At 60.4% G+C, this 16,168-nt stretch carries 14 protein-coding genes and 1 riboswitch; all 14 genes read left to right on the top strand.

All coding sequences use genetic code 11. The features are described from left to right. Positions 1-20: 20 nt before the first annotated feature. A complete protein-coding gene (locus XMD517_RS09305; protein WP_173486040.1) occupies positions 21-2,543 on the top strand; it encodes a heavy metal translocating P-type ATPase in 2,523 nt (840 codons plus the stop codon). Positions 2,544-2,548: 5 nt separating this feature from the next. After that, positions 2,549-2,944 (top strand): Cu(I)-responsive transcriptional regulator, encoded by a 396-nt coding sequence (gene cueR / locus XMD517_RS09300; protein ID WP_173486346.1) that lies wholly within the window; start codon positions 2,549-2,551, stop codon positions 2,942-2,944. Between the two features lie 204 nt (positions 2,945-3,148). Beyond that, on the top strand, positions 3,149-4,117 hold the full coding sequence (gene speB / locus XMD517_RS09295; protein WP_173486039.1) for an agmatinase: 969 nt from the start codon (positions 3,149-3,151) through the stop codon (positions 4,115-4,117). 259 nt (positions 4,118-4,376) lie between these two features. Beyond that, complete coding sequence (gene speA / locus XMD517_RS09290; protein WP_173486038.1) at positions 4,377-6,266, top strand: biosynthetic arginine decarboxylase; 1,890 nt, start codon at positions 4,377-4,379, stop codon at positions 6,264-6,266. A gap of 19 nt (positions 6,267-6,285) precedes the next feature. Beyond that, the gene (locus XMD517_RS09285; RefSeq protein WP_173486037.1) at positions 6,286-7,497 is read left to right on the top strand and encodes a saccharopine dehydrogenase family protein; all 1,212 of its coding nucleotides are present in this window, start codon (positions 6,286-6,288) and stop codon (positions 7,495-7,497) included. Between the two features lie 114 nt (positions 7,498-7,611). Continuing rightward, positions 7,612-8,787, top strand: coding sequence for a carboxynorspermidine decarboxylase (locus XMD517_RS09280; protein ID WP_173486036.1), 1,176 nt, complete (start codon positions 7,612-7,614; stop codon positions 8,785-8,787). After that, the gene (gene speB / locus XMD517_RS09275) at positions 8,784-9,626 is read left to right on the top strand and encodes an agmatinase (RefSeq protein ID WP_173486035.1); all 843 of its coding nucleotides are present in this window, start codon (positions 8,784-8,786) and stop codon (positions 9,624-9,626) included. The genes XMD517_RS09280 and speB (XMD517_RS09275) overlap by 4 nt, the downstream gene beginning before the upstream one ends. Before the next feature lie 221 nt (positions 9,627-9,847). Beyond that, positions 9,848-9,982: riboswitch (TPP riboswitch) on the top strand. 103 nt (positions 9,983-10,085) lie between these two features. Beyond that, complete coding sequence (gene thiC, locus XMD517_RS09270) at positions 10,086-11,921, top strand: phosphomethylpyrimidine synthase ThiC (protein ID WP_173486034.1); 1,836 nt, start codon at positions 10,086-10,088, stop codon at positions 11,919-11,921. Then, positions 11,918-12,898 carry an FAD-dependent oxidoreductase gene (locus XMD517_RS09265; RefSeq protein WP_173486033.1) on the top strand — a complete coding sequence of 327 codons (981 nt, stop codon included), beginning with the start codon at positions 11,918-11,920 and terminating at the stop codon, positions 12,896-12,898. Before thiC ends, XMD517_RS09265 begins: the two co-directional genes overlap by 4 nt. Next, positions 12,867-13,064 (top strand): sulfur carrier protein ThiS, encoded by a 198-nt coding sequence (gene thiS, locus XMD517_RS09260; protein ID WP_055187355.1) that lies wholly within the window; start codon positions 12,867-12,869, stop codon positions 13,062-13,064. The genes XMD517_RS09265 and thiS overlap by 32 nt, the downstream gene beginning before the upstream one ends. 1 nt (position 13,065) lies before the next feature. Beyond that, positions 13,066-13,848 carry a thiazole synthase gene (locus tag XMD517_RS09255; protein ID WP_173486032.1) on the top strand — a complete coding sequence of 261 codons (783 nt, stop codon included), beginning with the start codon at positions 13,066-13,068 and terminating at the stop codon, positions 13,846-13,848. Next, a complete protein-coding gene (locus XMD517_RS09250; protein ID WP_173486031.1) occupies positions 13,848-14,441 on the top strand; it encodes a thiamine phosphate synthase in 594 nt (197 codons plus the stop codon). The genes XMD517_RS09255 and XMD517_RS09250 overlap by 1 nt, the downstream gene beginning before the upstream one ends. Continuing rightward, positions 14,438-15,172, top strand: coding sequence for a hydroxymethylpyrimidine/phosphomethylpyrimidine kinase (locus XMD517_RS09245; RefSeq protein ID WP_173486030.1), 735 nt, complete (start codon positions 14,438-14,440; stop codon positions 15,170-15,172). Before XMD517_RS09250 ends, XMD517_RS09245 begins: the two co-directional genes overlap by 4 nt. 47 nt (positions 15,173-15,219) lie before the next feature. Further along, the gene (locus XMD517_RS09240; protein ID WP_254449664.1) at positions 15,220-16,050 is read left to right on the top strand and encodes a carbon-nitrogen hydrolase family protein; all 831 of its coding nucleotides are present in this window, start codon (positions 15,220-15,222) and stop codon (positions 16,048-16,050) included. The last annotated feature ends 118 nt before the right edge of the window (positions 16,051-16,168 follow it).

Raw genomic sequence — 16,168 nt, 5'->3', positions numbered from 1 at the left:
ATCGAGTCGCGGAGGACACCATGTCTGATCAATCCCATTTCCGGCTGTTCGTAGAGGGCATGTCCTGCGCGAGCTGTGTCGGGCGCGTGGAAAAAGCCCTGAAGGCGGTTCCCGGCGTCGAGGGTGCCACTGTGAATCTGGCAAGCGAAAGTGTTGAGCTTGCGTTTTCCGAACCCGCCACTTTGCCTGCGCTGACGGATGCGCTGGAGCAGGCAGGCTATCCGGCGCGACAGGCAGAGGTCACGCTGGAGGTTGAAGCGATGACCTGTGCCAGCTGCGTTGGTCGTGTGGAACGCGTCCTGTCTGCAACGCCCGGCGTGCTGAGCGCGCAGGTCAACCTGTCAACTGAGACGGCTCAGCTGCGTTATCTTGAAGGGGTTGTCGCCCCCGCCGATCTGGCACGGGTGGCGACCAAACTGGGCTATCCGGCCAGGGTCAAAACCGGCAGCGCCCCGGAAAACGAGAATCGGAAACACGCGGAAATTGCCCATCTGGGGCGCATCACGCTGTTGGCCGCGGTGCTGACCTTGCCGGTCTTTGTGCTGGAAATGGGCGGTCACCTGTTTCCCGCGATGCATATGTGGGTCCAAAACAGCATGGGCGCGCAGACCAGCCTGCTTGTGCAATTTGTGCTGACCACCATCGTGCTGTTTGGCCCCGGCCTGCGGTTCTACACCAAGGGGTTCCCGCTGTTGTTCAAGGGGGCGCCTGACATGAACTCTCTGGTCGCGCTGGGAACGTCGGCGGCCTATGGGTTTTCACTTGTGTCCACCTTCGCGCCGGGTCTGTTGCCGGACGGCACCGCCAATGTCTATTTCGAGGCCGCCGCGGTCATCGTGGTGCTGATCCTTCTGGGCAGGTGGCTCGAGGCGCGGGCCAAGGGCCGCACGGGGGAGGCCATTCGCAAACTGGTTGGCCTTCAGCCCAAGTCGGCGCGGGTTGAGCGGGGCGATGATGTGACCGAGGTGCCGATTGACACCATTGTGGTCGGGGATGTGATACATGTGCGCCCCGGTGAAAAGATCGCGGTGGACGGAGAGGTTCTGTCGGGCCGCTCCTATGTCGATGAGAGCATGATCACCGGCGAGCCGGTCCCGGTCGAAAAATCCACAGGTGACGAGCTTGTCGGGGCGACCGTGAATGGCACCGGCGCCTTGCGGTTTCGGGCCACCAAGGTTGGGGCCGACACCATGCTGGCGCAGATCATCCAGATGGTCGAACAGGCGCAGGGGGCCAAGCTGCCGATCCAGGGGCTTGTGGACAGGATTACCGCCTGGTTTGTTCCCGCCGTCATGGCGTTGGCTGCGCTGACAATTGTGACCTGGCTTGTGTTTGGCCCTGATCCCGCGCTGAGTTTTGCGCTGGTCTCCGGGGTGGCGGTGCTGATCATCGCCTGCCCGTGCGCAATGGGTCTCGCTACTCCGACCTCAATCATGGTTGGCACCGGTCGGGCGGCTGAACTGGGCGTCCTGTTTCGAAAGGGGGATGCGCTTCAGTTGCTGGGGGAAACGCAGGTTGTTGCGCTGGACAAAACCGGGACGTTGACCGCAGGCCGGCCCGAGCTGACGGATCTGGCCGTGGCAGATGGGTTTGAGCGCGACCACGTGTTGCGCCTGGTTGCCGCCGTCGAAGCGGGGTCGGAACATCCGATTGCCGAGGCCATTTTGCGGGCCGCCGAAGATCGGTCACTGACCCTTCCCGAGGTTCAGGAGTTTGCCTCCATCACGGGGTATGGTGTTTCGGCAATGGTTGAAGGGCAGAAAATCCTGATTGGGGCCGACCGGCTGATGGCCCGGGAAGGGATTGCGCTGGGGGATCTTGGAAGGATCGGTGATGAGCTGGGCCGGCAGGGCTGCACACCGCTTTATGCCGCGATCGGGGGCAAGATTGCAGCGGCCATTGCCGTGGCGGACCCGATCAAGCCAACCACATCCCTCGCCATTTCTGCGCTGCATGATCTGGGTCTCAAGGTGGCGATGATCACCGGGGACAATCAGGGCACGGCCGATGCCATTGCACGCGAGTTGGGGATTGATCACGTTGTTGCGGAAGTGTTGCCCGAGGGCAAGGTGGATGCGCTGAACAACCTTCGAACTGAGGGCAAGCTGGCTTTTGTCGGGGATGGAATCAACGATGCGCCCGCGCTTGCGGTTGCGGATGTAGGGATTGCGATTGGCACCGGGACCGACGTGGCCATCGAGGCTGCGGATGTGGTGCTGATGTCCGGGGATCTTGTCGGGGTGGTCAATGCCTTTGACATTTCGGCGCGAACCATGCGCAATATCCGTCAGAATCTGTTCTGGGCCTTTGGCTATAACACGCTTTTGATCCCAGTGGCGGCAGGTGTGCTTTATCCTGCGTTTGGGGTGCTTTTGTCGCCGGTTCTGGCCGCAGGCGCCATGGCCTTGTCCAGCGTGTTCGTCTTGTCCAATGCGTTGCGGTTGCGTTGGGTGCGCCCGGTTATCAGCGTCCCGACAGCGCGTCAGGCGCCCACCGGAACCCCTCTGAAACCTGCTATGATTAGCGGAACGGGAGAAGTATGATGAACCTGAATATCGGGGATGTTTCCAAACGCACCGGGCTGCGTGCGAAGACCATCCGCTATTACGAAGATATCGGTCTGGTCAAACCCCTCAGAGATACCAACGACTACCGGGTTTTCCGTGAAACCGATCTGCACAAGCTGATCTTTCTCAGCCGTGCCCGTGCGCTTGGCTTCACGATCGACGATTGCCGGAACCTGCTTGCTCTTTACGAAGATGAAGGGCGTGCCAGTGCGGATGTTATGGCGATCACCCGCAAGCACCTTGCGGAGATCGAGGCCAAGATCAACGATCTGCAGGCGATGCATGCAACGCTGACCCACCTGACCCGCGAATGTGCCGGGGACCATCGCCCCGATTGCCCCATTCTCGAAGGTCTCAGTGGTGAAAACTCTCATTGACGGGGGTGCCTTTCGAAAGGAAGGTTGTCCCGAGCGCCTGCGCCACCTGAGGCAGGGACAAGCTGAAACGCCGTGAGAGATATCACAGTTATCGGCGTTTCGGTCTGTCGTTTGGGGGATCGCGTCTCTTGGATCTGGCAGGCATTTGCTGGTGCGCCTGTCCGGCTGCGGGCGGGGTAATTGTTCCCAATCACGGAGAAGCACATGTCTGGACATGGTTATGACACGGGGCGCCTCAATCTGCCTTTCGTTGGAATCGCCACTTTTGGCAAGAAACCCTATGTTGAGAACTGGGATCAGATTGACGCGGATGTGGCAATCCTCGGTGCCCCGTTTGATTTTGGCTGCCAGTTTCGCTCGGGCGCCCGGTTCGGTCCGCGGTCCGTGCGCGAGGCCTCGACACTGTTCAGTTTTGGCCATGCGGGGGCCTATGATCACGAAGATGACGCGACCTATCTGGGTGAGGATGTGCGCATTGTCGATCTGGGGGATGCCGACATCATCCACACCAAGACCGAGGAAAGCCATGCGAGCATCGAATATGGTGTGAAAAAGATCCTCGCTGCCGGGGCACTGCCGGTGATCATTGGCGGCGACCACTCGATCAATATTCCCTGTATCAATGCCTTTCGGGACAATTGTGCCGAACAGGGGCCGATCCATGTGGTGCAGATCGACGCTCATCTGGACTTTGTTGATAACCGCAAGGGGGTGACGGATGGCCATGGCAACCCAATGCGCCGGGCCATTGAAAAGGACTATGTCTGCGGCATGACCCAGCTGGGCATTCGCAATGTGTCCTCCACCGCCAAGGAAGGGTATGAAGATGCGCGCGCGCGTGGGTCGGATATCCTGTCCGTGCGGCAGGTGCGGGCGCTGGGCACCGCGGGGGTGCTGGACCGTATTCCGAAAGGCGCCCGCTATTATGTCACGATCGACATTGACGCGTTCTGCCCCTCCATCGCGCCGGGTACGGGCACGCCTTCGCATGGTGGCTTTCTCTATTACGATGTGCTGGAAATCCTGCAGGGGCTGGCCAAACGCGGGGATGTCGTGGGGATTGACCTTGTCGAAGTGGCCCCCGCTTATGACCCATCGGAAAGCACGCAGATCCTTGCAGCACAGCTCCTGCTCAACTTCATCGGGTTCATTTTCCATAACAAACCCGGATAACATCGCGGCCCAGCCCAAAGTGAGGGCAGAATTCGGATCTCTCGGGGCCTGGTGGGGGCAGTATTTTGTTGACTCGGCGGCCCACTAGAACTTAAACGCCGATCAGCTTTCTCGTGAAAGCGCAAACTGGAGTTTCATCGAGATGAAGTGGTTTCGTCTGCGCAATGCCGGACAGATTGAACCCGCGTAGTCCTGCGCGGCTTGAATGCCGTGCGCCTGATCTCCTCTTTTCCCAGACATTCTGAAAAGGCTTGTTCCCATGTCCGATGAACAACCCCTTTCCCATTCCATCTACGGTATTGACCGTTGGAGCAAAGACCTTCTTTCGGTGTTGCCGAACGGGGATGTGGCGCTGTGTGATCCTGCCCACCCGGAGGCGGCCCCCGTCAGCCTGCCGCAGATCCTTGAAGACCTGCACGAGCGGGGCATTGCAAGCCCGCTGGTTTTGCGGGTGAAGAGCTTTCTCGAGGCGGAAATCCAGCACCTCAATGATAGCTTTGCCCAGGCCATCGCCAAGACCGGGTATCGTGCCCCTTATCGCGGCGTGTTCCCGATCAAGGTCAACCAACAGGCCCAAGTGGTGGACCGGATTGTGGAGTTTGGTCGCCAGTATGAATACGGGCTGGAAGCGGGGTCGAAACCCGAACTGGTCATCGCGCTGGCCCATCGCCTGTCGAAGGACGCGCTGATTGTCTGCAACGGTGTCAAGGATGTGGAATTTGTGCGTCTGGCGATCCTGTCGCGGCGGCTGGGTTTCAATACCGTGATCGTGCTTGAAAGTCCGAAAGAGGCCGAGATTGTTATTGAAACCGCGCGTGAGCTGGGGGTCGATCCATTGCTGGGCGTGCGGGTCAAACTGACCAATCAGATCAGCGGCAAATGGCAAAGCAGCTCAGGGGACCGTTCCGCCTTCGGGATGAATACCGATCAGCTGTTGCGGGTGGTCGATCGTTTGCGTGACGAGGGGCTGTTGCATTGCCTCAAGCTCCAGCATTCCCATCTGGGCAGCCAGGTGCCGGACGTGAATGATGTGCGCCGCGCCGTGACCGAAGCTTGCCGCTATTTCACCGAACTGACCCGCGAAGGTGTGCCGCTCACCCATCTGGATCTGGGTGGCGGTCTGGGGGTCGACTATACCGGCGAACAGCGGGCAACCGAGAATTCTGTCAACTACACGATGGCGGAATATTGCGCCAACGTGGTTGAAACCGTGGCTTATGCGATGGACGAAGCGGGGGTGGAGCATCCGGTTCTGGTGACCGAAAGCGGGCGCGCTGTGTCGGCCACCTCGTCGATGCTGATTTTCGATGTGCTGGAAAGCACGCTTTATGATGCCCCGGACGCGCCTGAGCTTGAGCCTGATGATCACCATCTTCTCAAGGATTTGCAGGCGGTTTCCGGATATCTGGTGCCCGAGCGGGTTCAGGAGTGTTGGAATGACGCCCTGTTTTACCGGGGCGAGCTGCGCGCGCTGTTCCGGCGGGGCTATGTGGATCTGCGCCAGATGGCGCGGGGCGAACGGATTTATCTGAACCTGATGGCGCGGATCAAGGAAATCGCCCATGAAAGCCCGCAAAGCGGTGAACTGGACAAGGAACTGCAGAAGATCGCGGATGTGTATCACTGCAATTTCTCGCTGTTCCAGTCTCTGCCGGATGTGTGGGCGATTGATCAGCTGCACCCGATTGTGCCGCTGCAGATGCTGGATCAGACCCCGGATCGCCGCGCGGTTCTGTCTGACATCACCTGTGACAGCGATGGCAAGATGGACCAGTTCATTCTGGCGGGCGAAATTGCCCCCTCCCTGCCGGTGCATTCGCTGCCCGAGGACAAGCCCTATTATCTGGGTGTGTTTTTCGTTGGGGCCTATCAGGAAACGCTGGGGGATCTGCACAACCTGTTTGGCGATACCAATGTGGTGACAATTGACCTGCGCGCCGATGGCGGGTTTGATCTTTTGCATGAGCAGGAAGGGGACACGATCGCGCAGGTGCTGTCCTATGTCGAATATGACCCCGCAAGCTGCATCGCCACGTTCCGCAAGATGGTGGACGAGGCAATTTCCGCCGGCGGCATCACCGCCAATGAACGCAAAACCCTGATCGACGCCTATCGTGCGTCGATGAATGGCTACACTTATTTTGAATAACCACGGTCAGGAGATACCCATGGGAAAGACCCTTGTTGTAGGTGCCGGTGGCGTCAGCCATGCCGCTGTGCACAAGATGGCAATGAATGCTGATATCTTTACCGAAATCACGCTTGCCAGCCGTACCAAGTCCAAATGCGACGCCATTGCCGCCAGCGTGAAGGATCGCATGGGTGTGGAGATCAAGACCGCCCAACTGGACGCCTATAAGGTCGAAGACACCGTCAAGCTGATCCGCGAAACCGGCGCCGAGATCCTTGTGAACCTGGCCCTGCCCTATCAGGATCTGGTTCTGATGGATGCCTGCCTGGAAGCGGGCTGCCACTATCTGGACACCGCGAATTACGAGCCCGAGGACGTGGCCAAGTTCGAATATCATTGGCAATGGGCCTATCAGGACAAGTTCAAAGAGGCCGGGCTGACCGCGATCCTCGGCTCGGGCTTTGATCCGGGGGTGACCTCGGTCTTTGCGACCTGGCTGAAGAAACACAAGCTGGACACCATCCGCCAGATCGACATTCTGGACGCCAATGGCGGCTCGAACGATCAGGAATTTGCCACCAACTTCAACCCGGAGATCAACCTGCGCGAAGTGCTCGCCGAGGTGCGTCACTGGGAAGGCGGCGAATGGAAAACCAGCCCGGCCATGACCACCAAGGTCGAGTTCGACTTCCCGGCGATTGGCAACAAGAACATGTATCTGATGTATCACGAGGAGCTGGAGAGCCTGTCGACCCACTTCCCCGAGATCGAGCGTGCCCGGTTCTGGATGACCTTCGGTGACGCCTACATTATGCACGCCAAAGTGCTGGAAAATGTCGGCATGACCCGCATTGATCCGGTGATGCATGACGGTCAGGAAATCATCCCGATCCAGTTCCTGAAAACCCTGCTGCCCGATCCCGGCGATCTGGGGGCCGAGACCAAAGGCAAGGCCTGCATTGGTGACATTGCCACTGGTCAGGCCAAGGATGGGTCCGGTGAAAAGACCTATTACATCTACAATATCTGTGACCACGAAGAATGTTTCGCCGAAGTGGGCTCGCAGGCGGTGTCCTACACCACCGGTGTGCCGGCGATGATTGGGGCCGCGCAGGTGCTCAAGGGCAACTGGGTGGAACCCGGCGTGTGGAACATGGAACAGCTCGACCCGGATAATTTCATGGACATGCTGAACGACCACGGTCTGCCGTGGCAGGTCCACGAACTGGACGGCCCGGTCGAGTTCTAAAAACTGAGGGCTGCATAGACCCGCGGGGTGGCGCAATTGCGCCGCCCCATGGGGGCGGGTCGGCGCAGCCCGGCGTTGCCGCCGGGCGGGACATACAAACATGGAAGCACTCCAATGACCGAACTGATGCAAACCCAAGCCGGAGATGCAGGCGCATTCCGCGACTTCGATCTGTCGCGCGTCCCGACGCCCTGTTTCGTGGTGGACGAGGTGGCCATTGAGCGAAATCTGGCGATCCTCAAGGACGTGGCCGACCGTTCGGGGGCGCATGTCCTGAGCGCGCTGAAGGCGTTTTCCATGTTCTCTCTTGCCCCGCTGGTGCGGCAATATCTGGGGGGAACCTGCGCCAGTGGCATCTATGAGGCCCGGTTGGGGCGCGAGGAATATGGCGGTGAGGTCGCCACGTTCTGCGCAGGCTACAAGGATCAGGATATTGATGAAATCCTGTCACTCTCGGATCATATCATCTTCAACAGCCCCGCCCAGAAAGACCGGTTTTTGCAACAGGCTCAGGCGGAGGGCGTTCAGGTCGGCCTGCGCATCAACCCCGAGCATTCCGAAGGGGAAATCCCGAAATATGACCCCTGCGCGCCCTGTTCCCGGCTTGGCACGCCGGTCAGTTTGCTGACTGATGAGGTGATGCGGGGCGTAGACGGGATCCATATGCACACTTTGTGCGAGCAGGGGTTCGAACCACTTGCCCGCACCTGGGCGGCCGTCGAGGCCAAGCTGGCACCTTTCCTTGTGGATCTGAAATGGGTCAATTTTGGCGGCGGGCATCATATCACCCGCGCTGATTATGACCGGGATGCGCTGGTGGCGTTCATTCAGAACATCCGCGCCACCTATGGCATTGACGTCTACCTGGAACCTGGAGAGGCCGTGGCGTTGGATGCGGGAATTCTGGTGGGCGAGATCCTTGATCTTCCGGTCAATGACATACCGCTTGCCATCACCGACATTTCCGCAACCTGCCATATGCCGGATGTGATCGAAGCCCCCTATCGCCCGGCGCTTCTGGACGAAGCAGAGGGCGGGACGGGCCAAACCTACCGGCTTGGCGGGCCATCCTGCCTCGCGGGCGACGTGATCGGTGACTATAGCTGGGCGCAGCCGCTTGAAATCGGACAACGCTTTGCCTTTCTCGATCAGGCCCATTATTCGATGGTGAAAACCAACACGTTCAATGGCGTGCCCCTGCCGGGCATCGCGCTGTGGAACAGTAAAACCGATCAGCTGACCATGGTGAAAAGCTTCACCTATGAGGATTTCAAGGAGCGTCTGTCATGACTGTTTTTCTCGACAGTGAACTGAGTGAAACCGAACGCAGTGAGGCTGCGCGGTTTCATGTGATCCCGGTTCCGCTGGAACGTACGGTATCGTATGGTTCCGGCACCCAGGCGGGACCGGCCGCAATCCTTGATGCGTCAAACGAATTGGAACGCCTGTGCAATGGTAAAGAACCCTGCGCCGAGGGGATCTTTACCCATGCCCCGGTTGACTGTGACGGTCCCTTGCCCGAGGTGATGGAGCGGATCGCCGGTGAAACCGAAGCCGTGGTGAAAGCCGGGAAACTGCCGGTCACACTGGGTGGGGAACATTCGCTCAGCTATGGGGCCGTCATGGGCGTGGCCCGCGCATTGGGCCAGCCGATTGGTGTGGTGCAGGTGGATGCCCATGCGGATCTGCGCGTGGCGTATCAGGGCGAAAAGCACTCCCATGCCTCGGTCATGCATCTGTTGTCCGAAGAGGGGATCCGTCTTGCCCAATTCGGTGTGCGCGCGCTGTGCCCGCAAGAGGCCGAAAGCCGGATTGCCAACAACGTGTTTCACGTGGATGCCGAGGATCTGGTCACGGGCAATATCCTTGCCGTGGATCTGCCGGAGGATTTCCCCGAACTGGTTTATGTGAGTTTTGATGTGGACGGGCTGGATCCCAGCCAGATGCCCGCCACCGGAACACCTGTGCCCGGAGGTTTGGGGTTTTATCAGGCCCTGCGACTGGTGGAGCACGCATTGAAAGGCCGCCGCTGTGTTGGGATGGACGTGGTGGAGCTTGCCCCCAACGGGCAGGACGCCTGGGATTTCACCGCGGCGCAGATCACCTATCGGTTGATGGCCGCCTGTTGAGCTGAGACAGGGGGGCAGACTGGCAGGTGGCGCGGCACCTCACCCATCTGTCTGACCAAGTCAGGGACCACCGCCTCACGCCAATAGATGTCTGTCTGTTGGCGGGGCGGGCAGACTGTCGGTGCCGGCTCCTCGCGCGCGAGAGCCGTGATGTTGTGCTGGCAGTTTTCTGACCGAACCGGAATGAGCTGCTTGCAATTCGAAAACCTCTTTCCTAAACCTTAGGCACGCAGGGGAGTCCCGCCTAGGGGACTGAGAGGCTGACAGGGGACGTTCCAAAGTGGACACCCCCGGTGACGCGACCCTTTGAACCTGACCCAGTTGACACTGGCGTAGGAAGCTAGGCGCGACCCGGGGGGCATCCCCCTTGCGACAGCCGACCACGGGGGCGATCCGTCCCCGGCTCCCTCCCCAAGCTCACTGGTGTCTTTTTAAGTCGCAAGCTTGAGGAGCGCCAAAATGAACGTCCCGAACCCGAAAATCACCACCGGTGGCCTGCCCGCCTCCCGCAAGATCCATGTCGCGGGGACCCTGCACCCCGATGTGCGCGTGCCGATGCGTGAGATTTCCGTGCACCCCACAGCAGGCGAGCCACCCCTGCCAGTCTATGACAGCTCCGGGCCTTACACCGACCCTGACGTGGTCACCGATATCAAACAGGGCCTCGCCCCGCTGCGCCGGGCCTGGATCCTGGCGCGCGGCGATGTGGAAGAATACGACGGGCGCGAGATCAAGCCTGAGGACAACGGCTTTGTTGAAGGCGACAAACTGACCCCGGAATTCCCGGTCAAACCCCGCCCGCTGCGCGCCAAACCGGGCCGCGCGGTCACACAGCTCGCTTATGCGCGCGCCGGGATCATCACACCCGAAATGGAGTTTATCGCCATCCGCGAAAACCAGCTGCGCGAGCTTGCGCCCTGTCATGCTCAAGGTCAGGGCCAGCCGCGCGATGGCAATGATTGGGGCGCAAATATCCCCGACTACGTGACGCCGGAATTCGTGCGTGATGAGGTGGCGGCAGGCCGCGCCATCATCCCCGCAAATATCAACCACCCCGAAAGCGAACCGATGATCATCGGCCGCAATTTCCTGGTCAAGATCAATGCCAATATGGGCACCTCCGCCGTCACCTCTTCGATGGAAGAGGAAGTCGACAAGATGGTCTGGTCGATCCGCTGGGGCGCGGACACGGTGATGGACCTGTCGACGGGGCGCAATATCCACAACACCCGCGAATGGATCGTGCGCAACAGCCCCGTGCCGATCGGCACCGTGCCGATGTATCAAGCGCTGGAAAAGGTCAACGGTATTGCCGAGGACCTGACCTGGGAGGTGTTTCGCGACACGCTCATTGAACAGGCCGAACAGGGGGTGGATTATTTCACCATCCACGCCGGCGTGCGCCTGCACATGGTGCCGATGACCGCGAACCGCGTGACGGGCATTGTCTCGCGCGGCGGGTCGATCATGGCGAAATGGTGCCTGCATCATCACCGCGAAAGCTTCCTTTACGAGCATTTCGACGAGATCTGCGATATCTGTCGCCAGTATGACGTGGCCTTCAGCTTGGGTGATGGTCTGCGCCCCGGCTCCATTGCGGATGCCAATGATGAAGCGCAGTTTGCCGAGCTGGAAACGCTGGGTGAGTTGACCAAAATCGCCTGGGCCAAGGACTGTCAGGTGATGATCGAGGGCCCCGGCCACGTCGCCATGCACAAGATCAAGGAAAACATGGACAAACAGCTCGCCTGCTGTGACGAGGCGCCGTTCTATACGCTCGGCCCCCTCACCACGGACATCGCGCCGGGCTATGACCACATCACCTCCGGCATCGGGGCGGCGATGATCGGCTGGTTCGGCTGTGCGATGCTTTGCTATGTGACGCCAAAGGAGCACCTGGGCCTGCCTGACCGTGACGATGTAAAGACCGGCGTGATCACCTACAAGATCGCCGCCCATGCCGCTGATCTGGCCAAGGGCATCCCCGGTGCACAGCGGCGCGACGACGCGATTTCCCGCGCCCGGTTCGAGTTCCGCTGGGAGGATCAGTTCAACCTCGCGCTTGACCCGGAAACAGCCCGCGATTTCCACGACCAGACCCTGCCGAAACAGGCCCACAAGGTGGCGCATTTCTGCTCCATGTGTGGGCCGAAATTCTGTTCGATGCGGATTAGCCACGACATCCGCGCCGAGGCGCAGAAGGAGGGCATGGCGGCGATGGCCGAGAAGTTCCGCGCAGGTGGGGACCTCTACATGCTCGCCGATGCCGTGACGGAGCTGGAGCCGGGCGCATGATTACTATTGCCGGGGCCGGTGTCGCCGGCCTCGCCTCCGCCTATGAACTGGCCAAACGCGGGGCGGAGGTGATCCTCTTCGAGGCGGGGCCCTCCCCCGCCGACAGGTCCGATTCTTGGCCAAGCTCCTGGTTCGCGGGCGGCATGCTCGCGCCGTGGTGCGAGGGCGAGACCGCTGATCCTGAAGTTGTCCGTCTCGGTGCAGGTGCGATTGACTGGTGGGCGCAGGTGACACCTGTCACCCGCAGGGGCACGCTAGTTCTGTCCCCGCCCCGCGACCGGGCCGAGCTTGACCGTTTCGCCCGCCGCACCGACTGCCATCGCTGGGTGGGTGCAGAGGAGATCGCCATGCTGGAACCGGAGCTCGAAACCCGGTTTCAACGGGGGCTTTTCTTCGAGGAGGAAGCCCATCTTGATCCGCGCCGGGCACTTCTGGATCTGACCGCCGCCGTGCAGGCGCTTGGGGTCGAGATCCTTTATGACACCCCCGCACCTGATTGCGTTGATGTGGATTGTCGCGGCATGGCGTCCCGTCTTCCCGGTCTGCGACCGGTGCGGGGGGAAATGGTGGTGATCGAAGCGCCTGAGGTTGAACTGACGCGCACCATCCGGCTTTTGCATCCCCGCATCCCGCTCTACCTCGTGCCGCGTGGGGGCGGGGTCTACATGATTGGAGCGACGATGATCGAAAGCACGTCCTGGCGGGAAATTACCGTGCGCTCCCTGCTGGAACTGCTGGGCGCCGCCTTTGCCCTGCACCCTGCATTGGGCGAAGCCAGCGTGATCGAAACCGGTGTGGGGCTGCGCCCTGCTTTTGCCGACAATATGCCCCGGCTGATACAGGCGGGTGACACCACCCATGTGAACGGCATGTATCGCCACGGGTTTCTGCTGGCGCCTGCGCTGGCGGGACAACTCGCGGCGCAATTTTTTCAGGAGGGATCAGATGAATGTCATCGTGAACGGCAAAGCGTGTGACGTTTCTGCCAGAACATTGGCGGACCTGATGGAAGAGCTGAATTTTACCAGCCCATTTGTCGCCACGGCGTTGAATGCCGAGTTCATTGCCCGCGAGCTGCGGGCAGATATGTGGCTGGTTGACGGGGATCAGGTTGAGATCCTCGCGCCGATGAAAGGGGGCTGAGATGCAGGTCTACGGCGAAGAGATCTCGTCCCGTTTTTTGCTGGGCACGGCGCAATACCCGTCGCCTGCCATTCTGGTCGACGCCATCCGGGTCGCCCGCTGTGAGATCGTGACGGTCAGTCTGCGGCGTGAGACCAGTGCGGGCACGGGGGCGGCGTTCTGGCAGGTGCTGAACGACCTCAATCTGCGCATCCTGCCCAATACCGCCGGGTGCCACACTGCCAGCGAAGCGATCACCACGGCCCGCATGGCGCGGGAACTTTTTGGCACGACCTGGATCAAGCTCGAAGTGATTGGCCATTCCGACAGTCTGCAACCGGATGTGTTCGCATTGGTCGAGGCCGCGCGGGTGCTGTGTGCTGAGGGGTTTCAGGTGTTTCCCTACACAACCGATGACCTGATTGTGGGGGAAAAACTGATTGAGGCCGGGTGTGAACTTCTTATGCCATGGGGGGCTCCGATCGGGTCGGGGCAGGGGTTGCGCAACCCGGATGCGCTGCGTGCCATGCGCGCGCATTTTCCGGATGTGCCGCTGATTGTCGACGCGGGGATCGGGCGACCGTCTGATGCGGTGATGGCGATGGAGCTGGGCATGGATGCGGTTCTTCTGAACACCGCCGTTGCCAAGGCCGGTGATCCGGTGGCGATGGCACGCGCCATGGCGGATGCGGTGACGGTCGGGCGGGCAGGATACCGTGCCGACCCGATGCCGCGCCGCGACATGGCGGTTCCTTCGACGCCCATTCTGGGCCTTGCAGATCTTGATATGAAAGGCTTTGGCTGATGGAACGGTTTTACCTGATTGTTGACCATGTGGCCCGGTTGGAACTTCTGGTGCCGCATGGCGTCAAGCTGGTGCAGCTGCGCCTCAAGGATCTGCCAGAGACCGAGATCCGCCGCCAGATCGCCCGCGCCCGTGATGTCTGTGCGGTGCATGGCGCGCAGTTGGTGGTGAATGACTATTGGCAGGCCGCCTTGGACCTAAAGTGCAGCTTTGTGCATCTTGGGCAGGAGGATATGGACGGCGCCGATTTTGCCGCCCTTCGTCAGGCCGGGGTGCGGTTTGGTCTGTCGACCCATGATGAAGCAGAGCTTGATCGCGCACTGTCTTGTGACCCTGCCTATGTTGCCCTTGGTCCGGTCTATCCGACCCTTCTGAAAAAGATGAAATGGGGGCCGCAGGGGTTGGGAAAAATCAGCCGGTGGAAGGCGATGGTGGGGGATACGCCGCTGGTGGCAATCGGCGGGCTGACCCCGGAGCGGCTGCCCGGTGTTTTTGCCGCAGGCGCCGACAGTGCGGCGGTGGTCACGGATATTTGTCAGGCGGAGGACCCCGAAGCGCGCACCCGGCAATGGGTTGAGGCCTGTGCCGTATGAACGCCAAGCGGATCATGGTCATCGCGGGCACAGACAGCAGCGGCGGCGCGGGGCTGAGCCGGGACATCGCGGTGGCGGCCGAGTTGGGGGTTGAGGTGATGCCGATCGTGACTGCGGTCACGGCCCAGACTCACGAAGCGGTGGCCGGGACGGTTCCGATACCGGCACGCTTTGTGCGCCAGCAGATTGAGGGAGCAATGGCCTCGGGGGAGTTTCAGGCGATTAAGATCGGGATGCTTGGGACTGTCGAGGTTGCGGAATGTGTCGCCGATTGCTTGCAGCATATGCCGGTGCCGACCGTGTTTGATCCGGTGTTGAAAGCAAGTTCCGGTGGCGCGCTGATGGCGGGGCAAGTGCCAGGGGCGTTGCTGGCGCAGGCGGACCTTGTCACCCCGAACCTTGAGGAGGCGGCGGCTCTGACCGGGCGTGCGTCGGCGGCGGATTTTGCGACAATTGCGGCGCAGGCCAATGACATTTTGCAGGCAGGTGCAGGGGCTGTGCTGGTGAAAGGGGGGCATGGTAGAGGTGAAAAGGCCACAGATCATCTGTTTGGGGCGTGTGGCCACCACGCTTTCCCCTCGCCGCGATTGCCTGTTGAGAGGAGGGGAACCGGTTGCGCTTTGGCCACGACAATTGCCTGCCACCTGGCGCTGGGGCGGGGTCTTGTCGAGGCCTGTCGCCTTGGGAAACAGCGGATGCAGTCCTGGCTTGAGCGGTCGCTTGACGCCTGAGCCGAAACCCTCAATGTAGCGGTCGGACAAACAAAAAGGCCCCTACGATGTTGTCAGACCAGCTTCATATCCTTGCCTGCCAGATCGACATTCCTTCCATGACCACGGGTGCAGAACGTGACAGGCATCTGTTGCGGGTCCGTGCCGAGGTGGATGCGCGACTGCAACAACGGCCTGCTGATCTGGTGGTTCTGCCAGAGCTTTCCTCAATTGATTATTCCCGCCCGGCTTTCGCGGCGCTGGAGGAGTTGGGGGAGCCGCTGGACGGGGCATCTTTTCAGGTCTGGCGTGAGATTGCGATCAAGCATGACTGCCATGTTGTCTTCGGGTTTGCGCGCCGTGGGGAAGGGGCGGAACACGGACGGCATTTCATCTCGATGGGGGTGGTTGGCCCGAAAGGGGAGCTGGTGGGGCATTACGACAAGATCTATCTGGCGCAGTTCGGTGCGTCGATGGAGAAGGACTATTTCGAACGCGGCACAGAGCCGTTTTCGTTTGAGGTGAAAGGATTTCGGGTTGCGCCGATCATTTGCGCCGATATTCGTATCCCGGAATTGTCACGCCATCTGACGCTGGAACATGGTGCGGAGCTTATCCTGCATTGCGGCGCCTATGCGCGGGATGAAACATTTGCCACCTGGCATGATTTTTCCAAAACGCGGGCGATTGAGAACCAGCTGTTTTTCCTAAGTCTCAACCGGGCCGGGAAGATGTTTGGCGATTCGCTGTTCTGTTTGCCCTGGATGGATGACACCACGCCACCTGTGGCGTTTTCGGACCATTCAGAAGAGTTCAAACATGTTCTGGTCGCGCGGCAGGTACTGGAAACGGCGCGCAACACCTACTCTTTTCTGCAGGACCGGCTGACTTCCCTTTAGGGGGCTGGCACTAGGCAGGAAGACGCGGCTATGATCCCCGGATTGTATATCCGGGGCGCAAATGTCTGCAATTCCGTCGGATTTTTCAAAGTGTTTTGGAGCTGCCCCGTCTATTGGA

Source organism: Aliiroseovarius sp. xm-d-517, assembly GCF_013283135.1.
GTDB classification, from domain to species: domain Bacteria; phylum Pseudomonadota; class Alphaproteobacteria; order Rhodobacterales; family Rhodobacteraceae; genus Aliiroseovarius; species Aliiroseovarius crassostreae.
The sequence above is the reverse complement of the archived record's forward strand: the minus strand, read 5'-3'. Positions and strand labels throughout refer to the sequence as shown.

Excerpts from the sequence above, each read along its gene's own strand:
- XMD517_RS09250 (WP_173486031.1), top strand. The coding sequence starts at position 13,848 with ATGGAACGGTTTTACCTGATTGTTGACCATGTGGCCCGGTTGGAACTT.
- speB (WP_173486035.1), top strand. The coding sequence starts at position 8,784 with ATGACTGTTTTTCTCGACAGTGAACTGAGTGAAACCGAACGCAGTGAG.
- XMD517_RS09245 (WP_173486030.1), top strand. The coding sequence starts at position 14,438 with ATGAACGCCAAGCGGATCATGGTCATCGCGGGCACAGACAGCAGCGGC.
- XMD517_RS09240 (WP_254449664.1), top strand. The coding sequence starts at position 15,220 with ATGTTGTCAGACCAGCTTCATATCCTTGCCTGCCAGATCGACATTCCT.
- thiC (WP_173486034.1), top strand. The coding sequence starts at position 10,086 with ATGAACGTCCCGAACCCGAAAATCACCACCGGTGGCCTGCCCGCCTCC.
- XMD517_RS09255 (WP_173486032.1), top strand. The coding sequence starts at position 13,066 with ATGCAGGTCTACGGCGAAGAGATCTCGTCCCGTTTTTTGCTGGGCACG.
- speB (WP_173486039.1), top strand. The coding sequence starts at position 3,149 with ATGTCTGGACATGGTTATGACACGGGGCGCCTCAATCTGCCTTTCGTT.
- thiS (WP_055187355.1), top strand. The coding sequence starts at position 12,867 with ATGAATGTCATCGTGAACGGCAAAGCGTGTGACGTTTCTGCCAGAACA.
- XMD517_RS09265 (WP_173486033.1), top strand. The coding sequence starts at position 11,918 with ATGATTACTATTGCCGGGGCCGGTGTCGCCGGCCTCGCCTCCGCCTAT.
- XMD517_RS09305 (WP_173486040.1), top strand. The coding sequence starts at position 21 with ATGTCTGATCAATCCCATTTCCGGCTGTTCGTAGAGGGCATGTCCTGC.
- XMD517_RS09280 (WP_173486036.1), top strand. The coding sequence starts at position 7,612 with ATGACCGAACTGATGCAAACCCAAGCCGGAGATGCAGGCGCATTCCGC.
- XMD517_RS09285 (WP_173486037.1), top strand. The coding sequence starts at position 6,286 with ATGGGAAAGACCCTTGTTGTAGGTGCCGGTGGCGTCAGCCATGCCGCT.
- speA (WP_173486038.1), top strand. The coding sequence starts at position 4,377 with ATGTCCGATGAACAACCCCTTTCCCATTCCATCTACGGTATTGACCGT.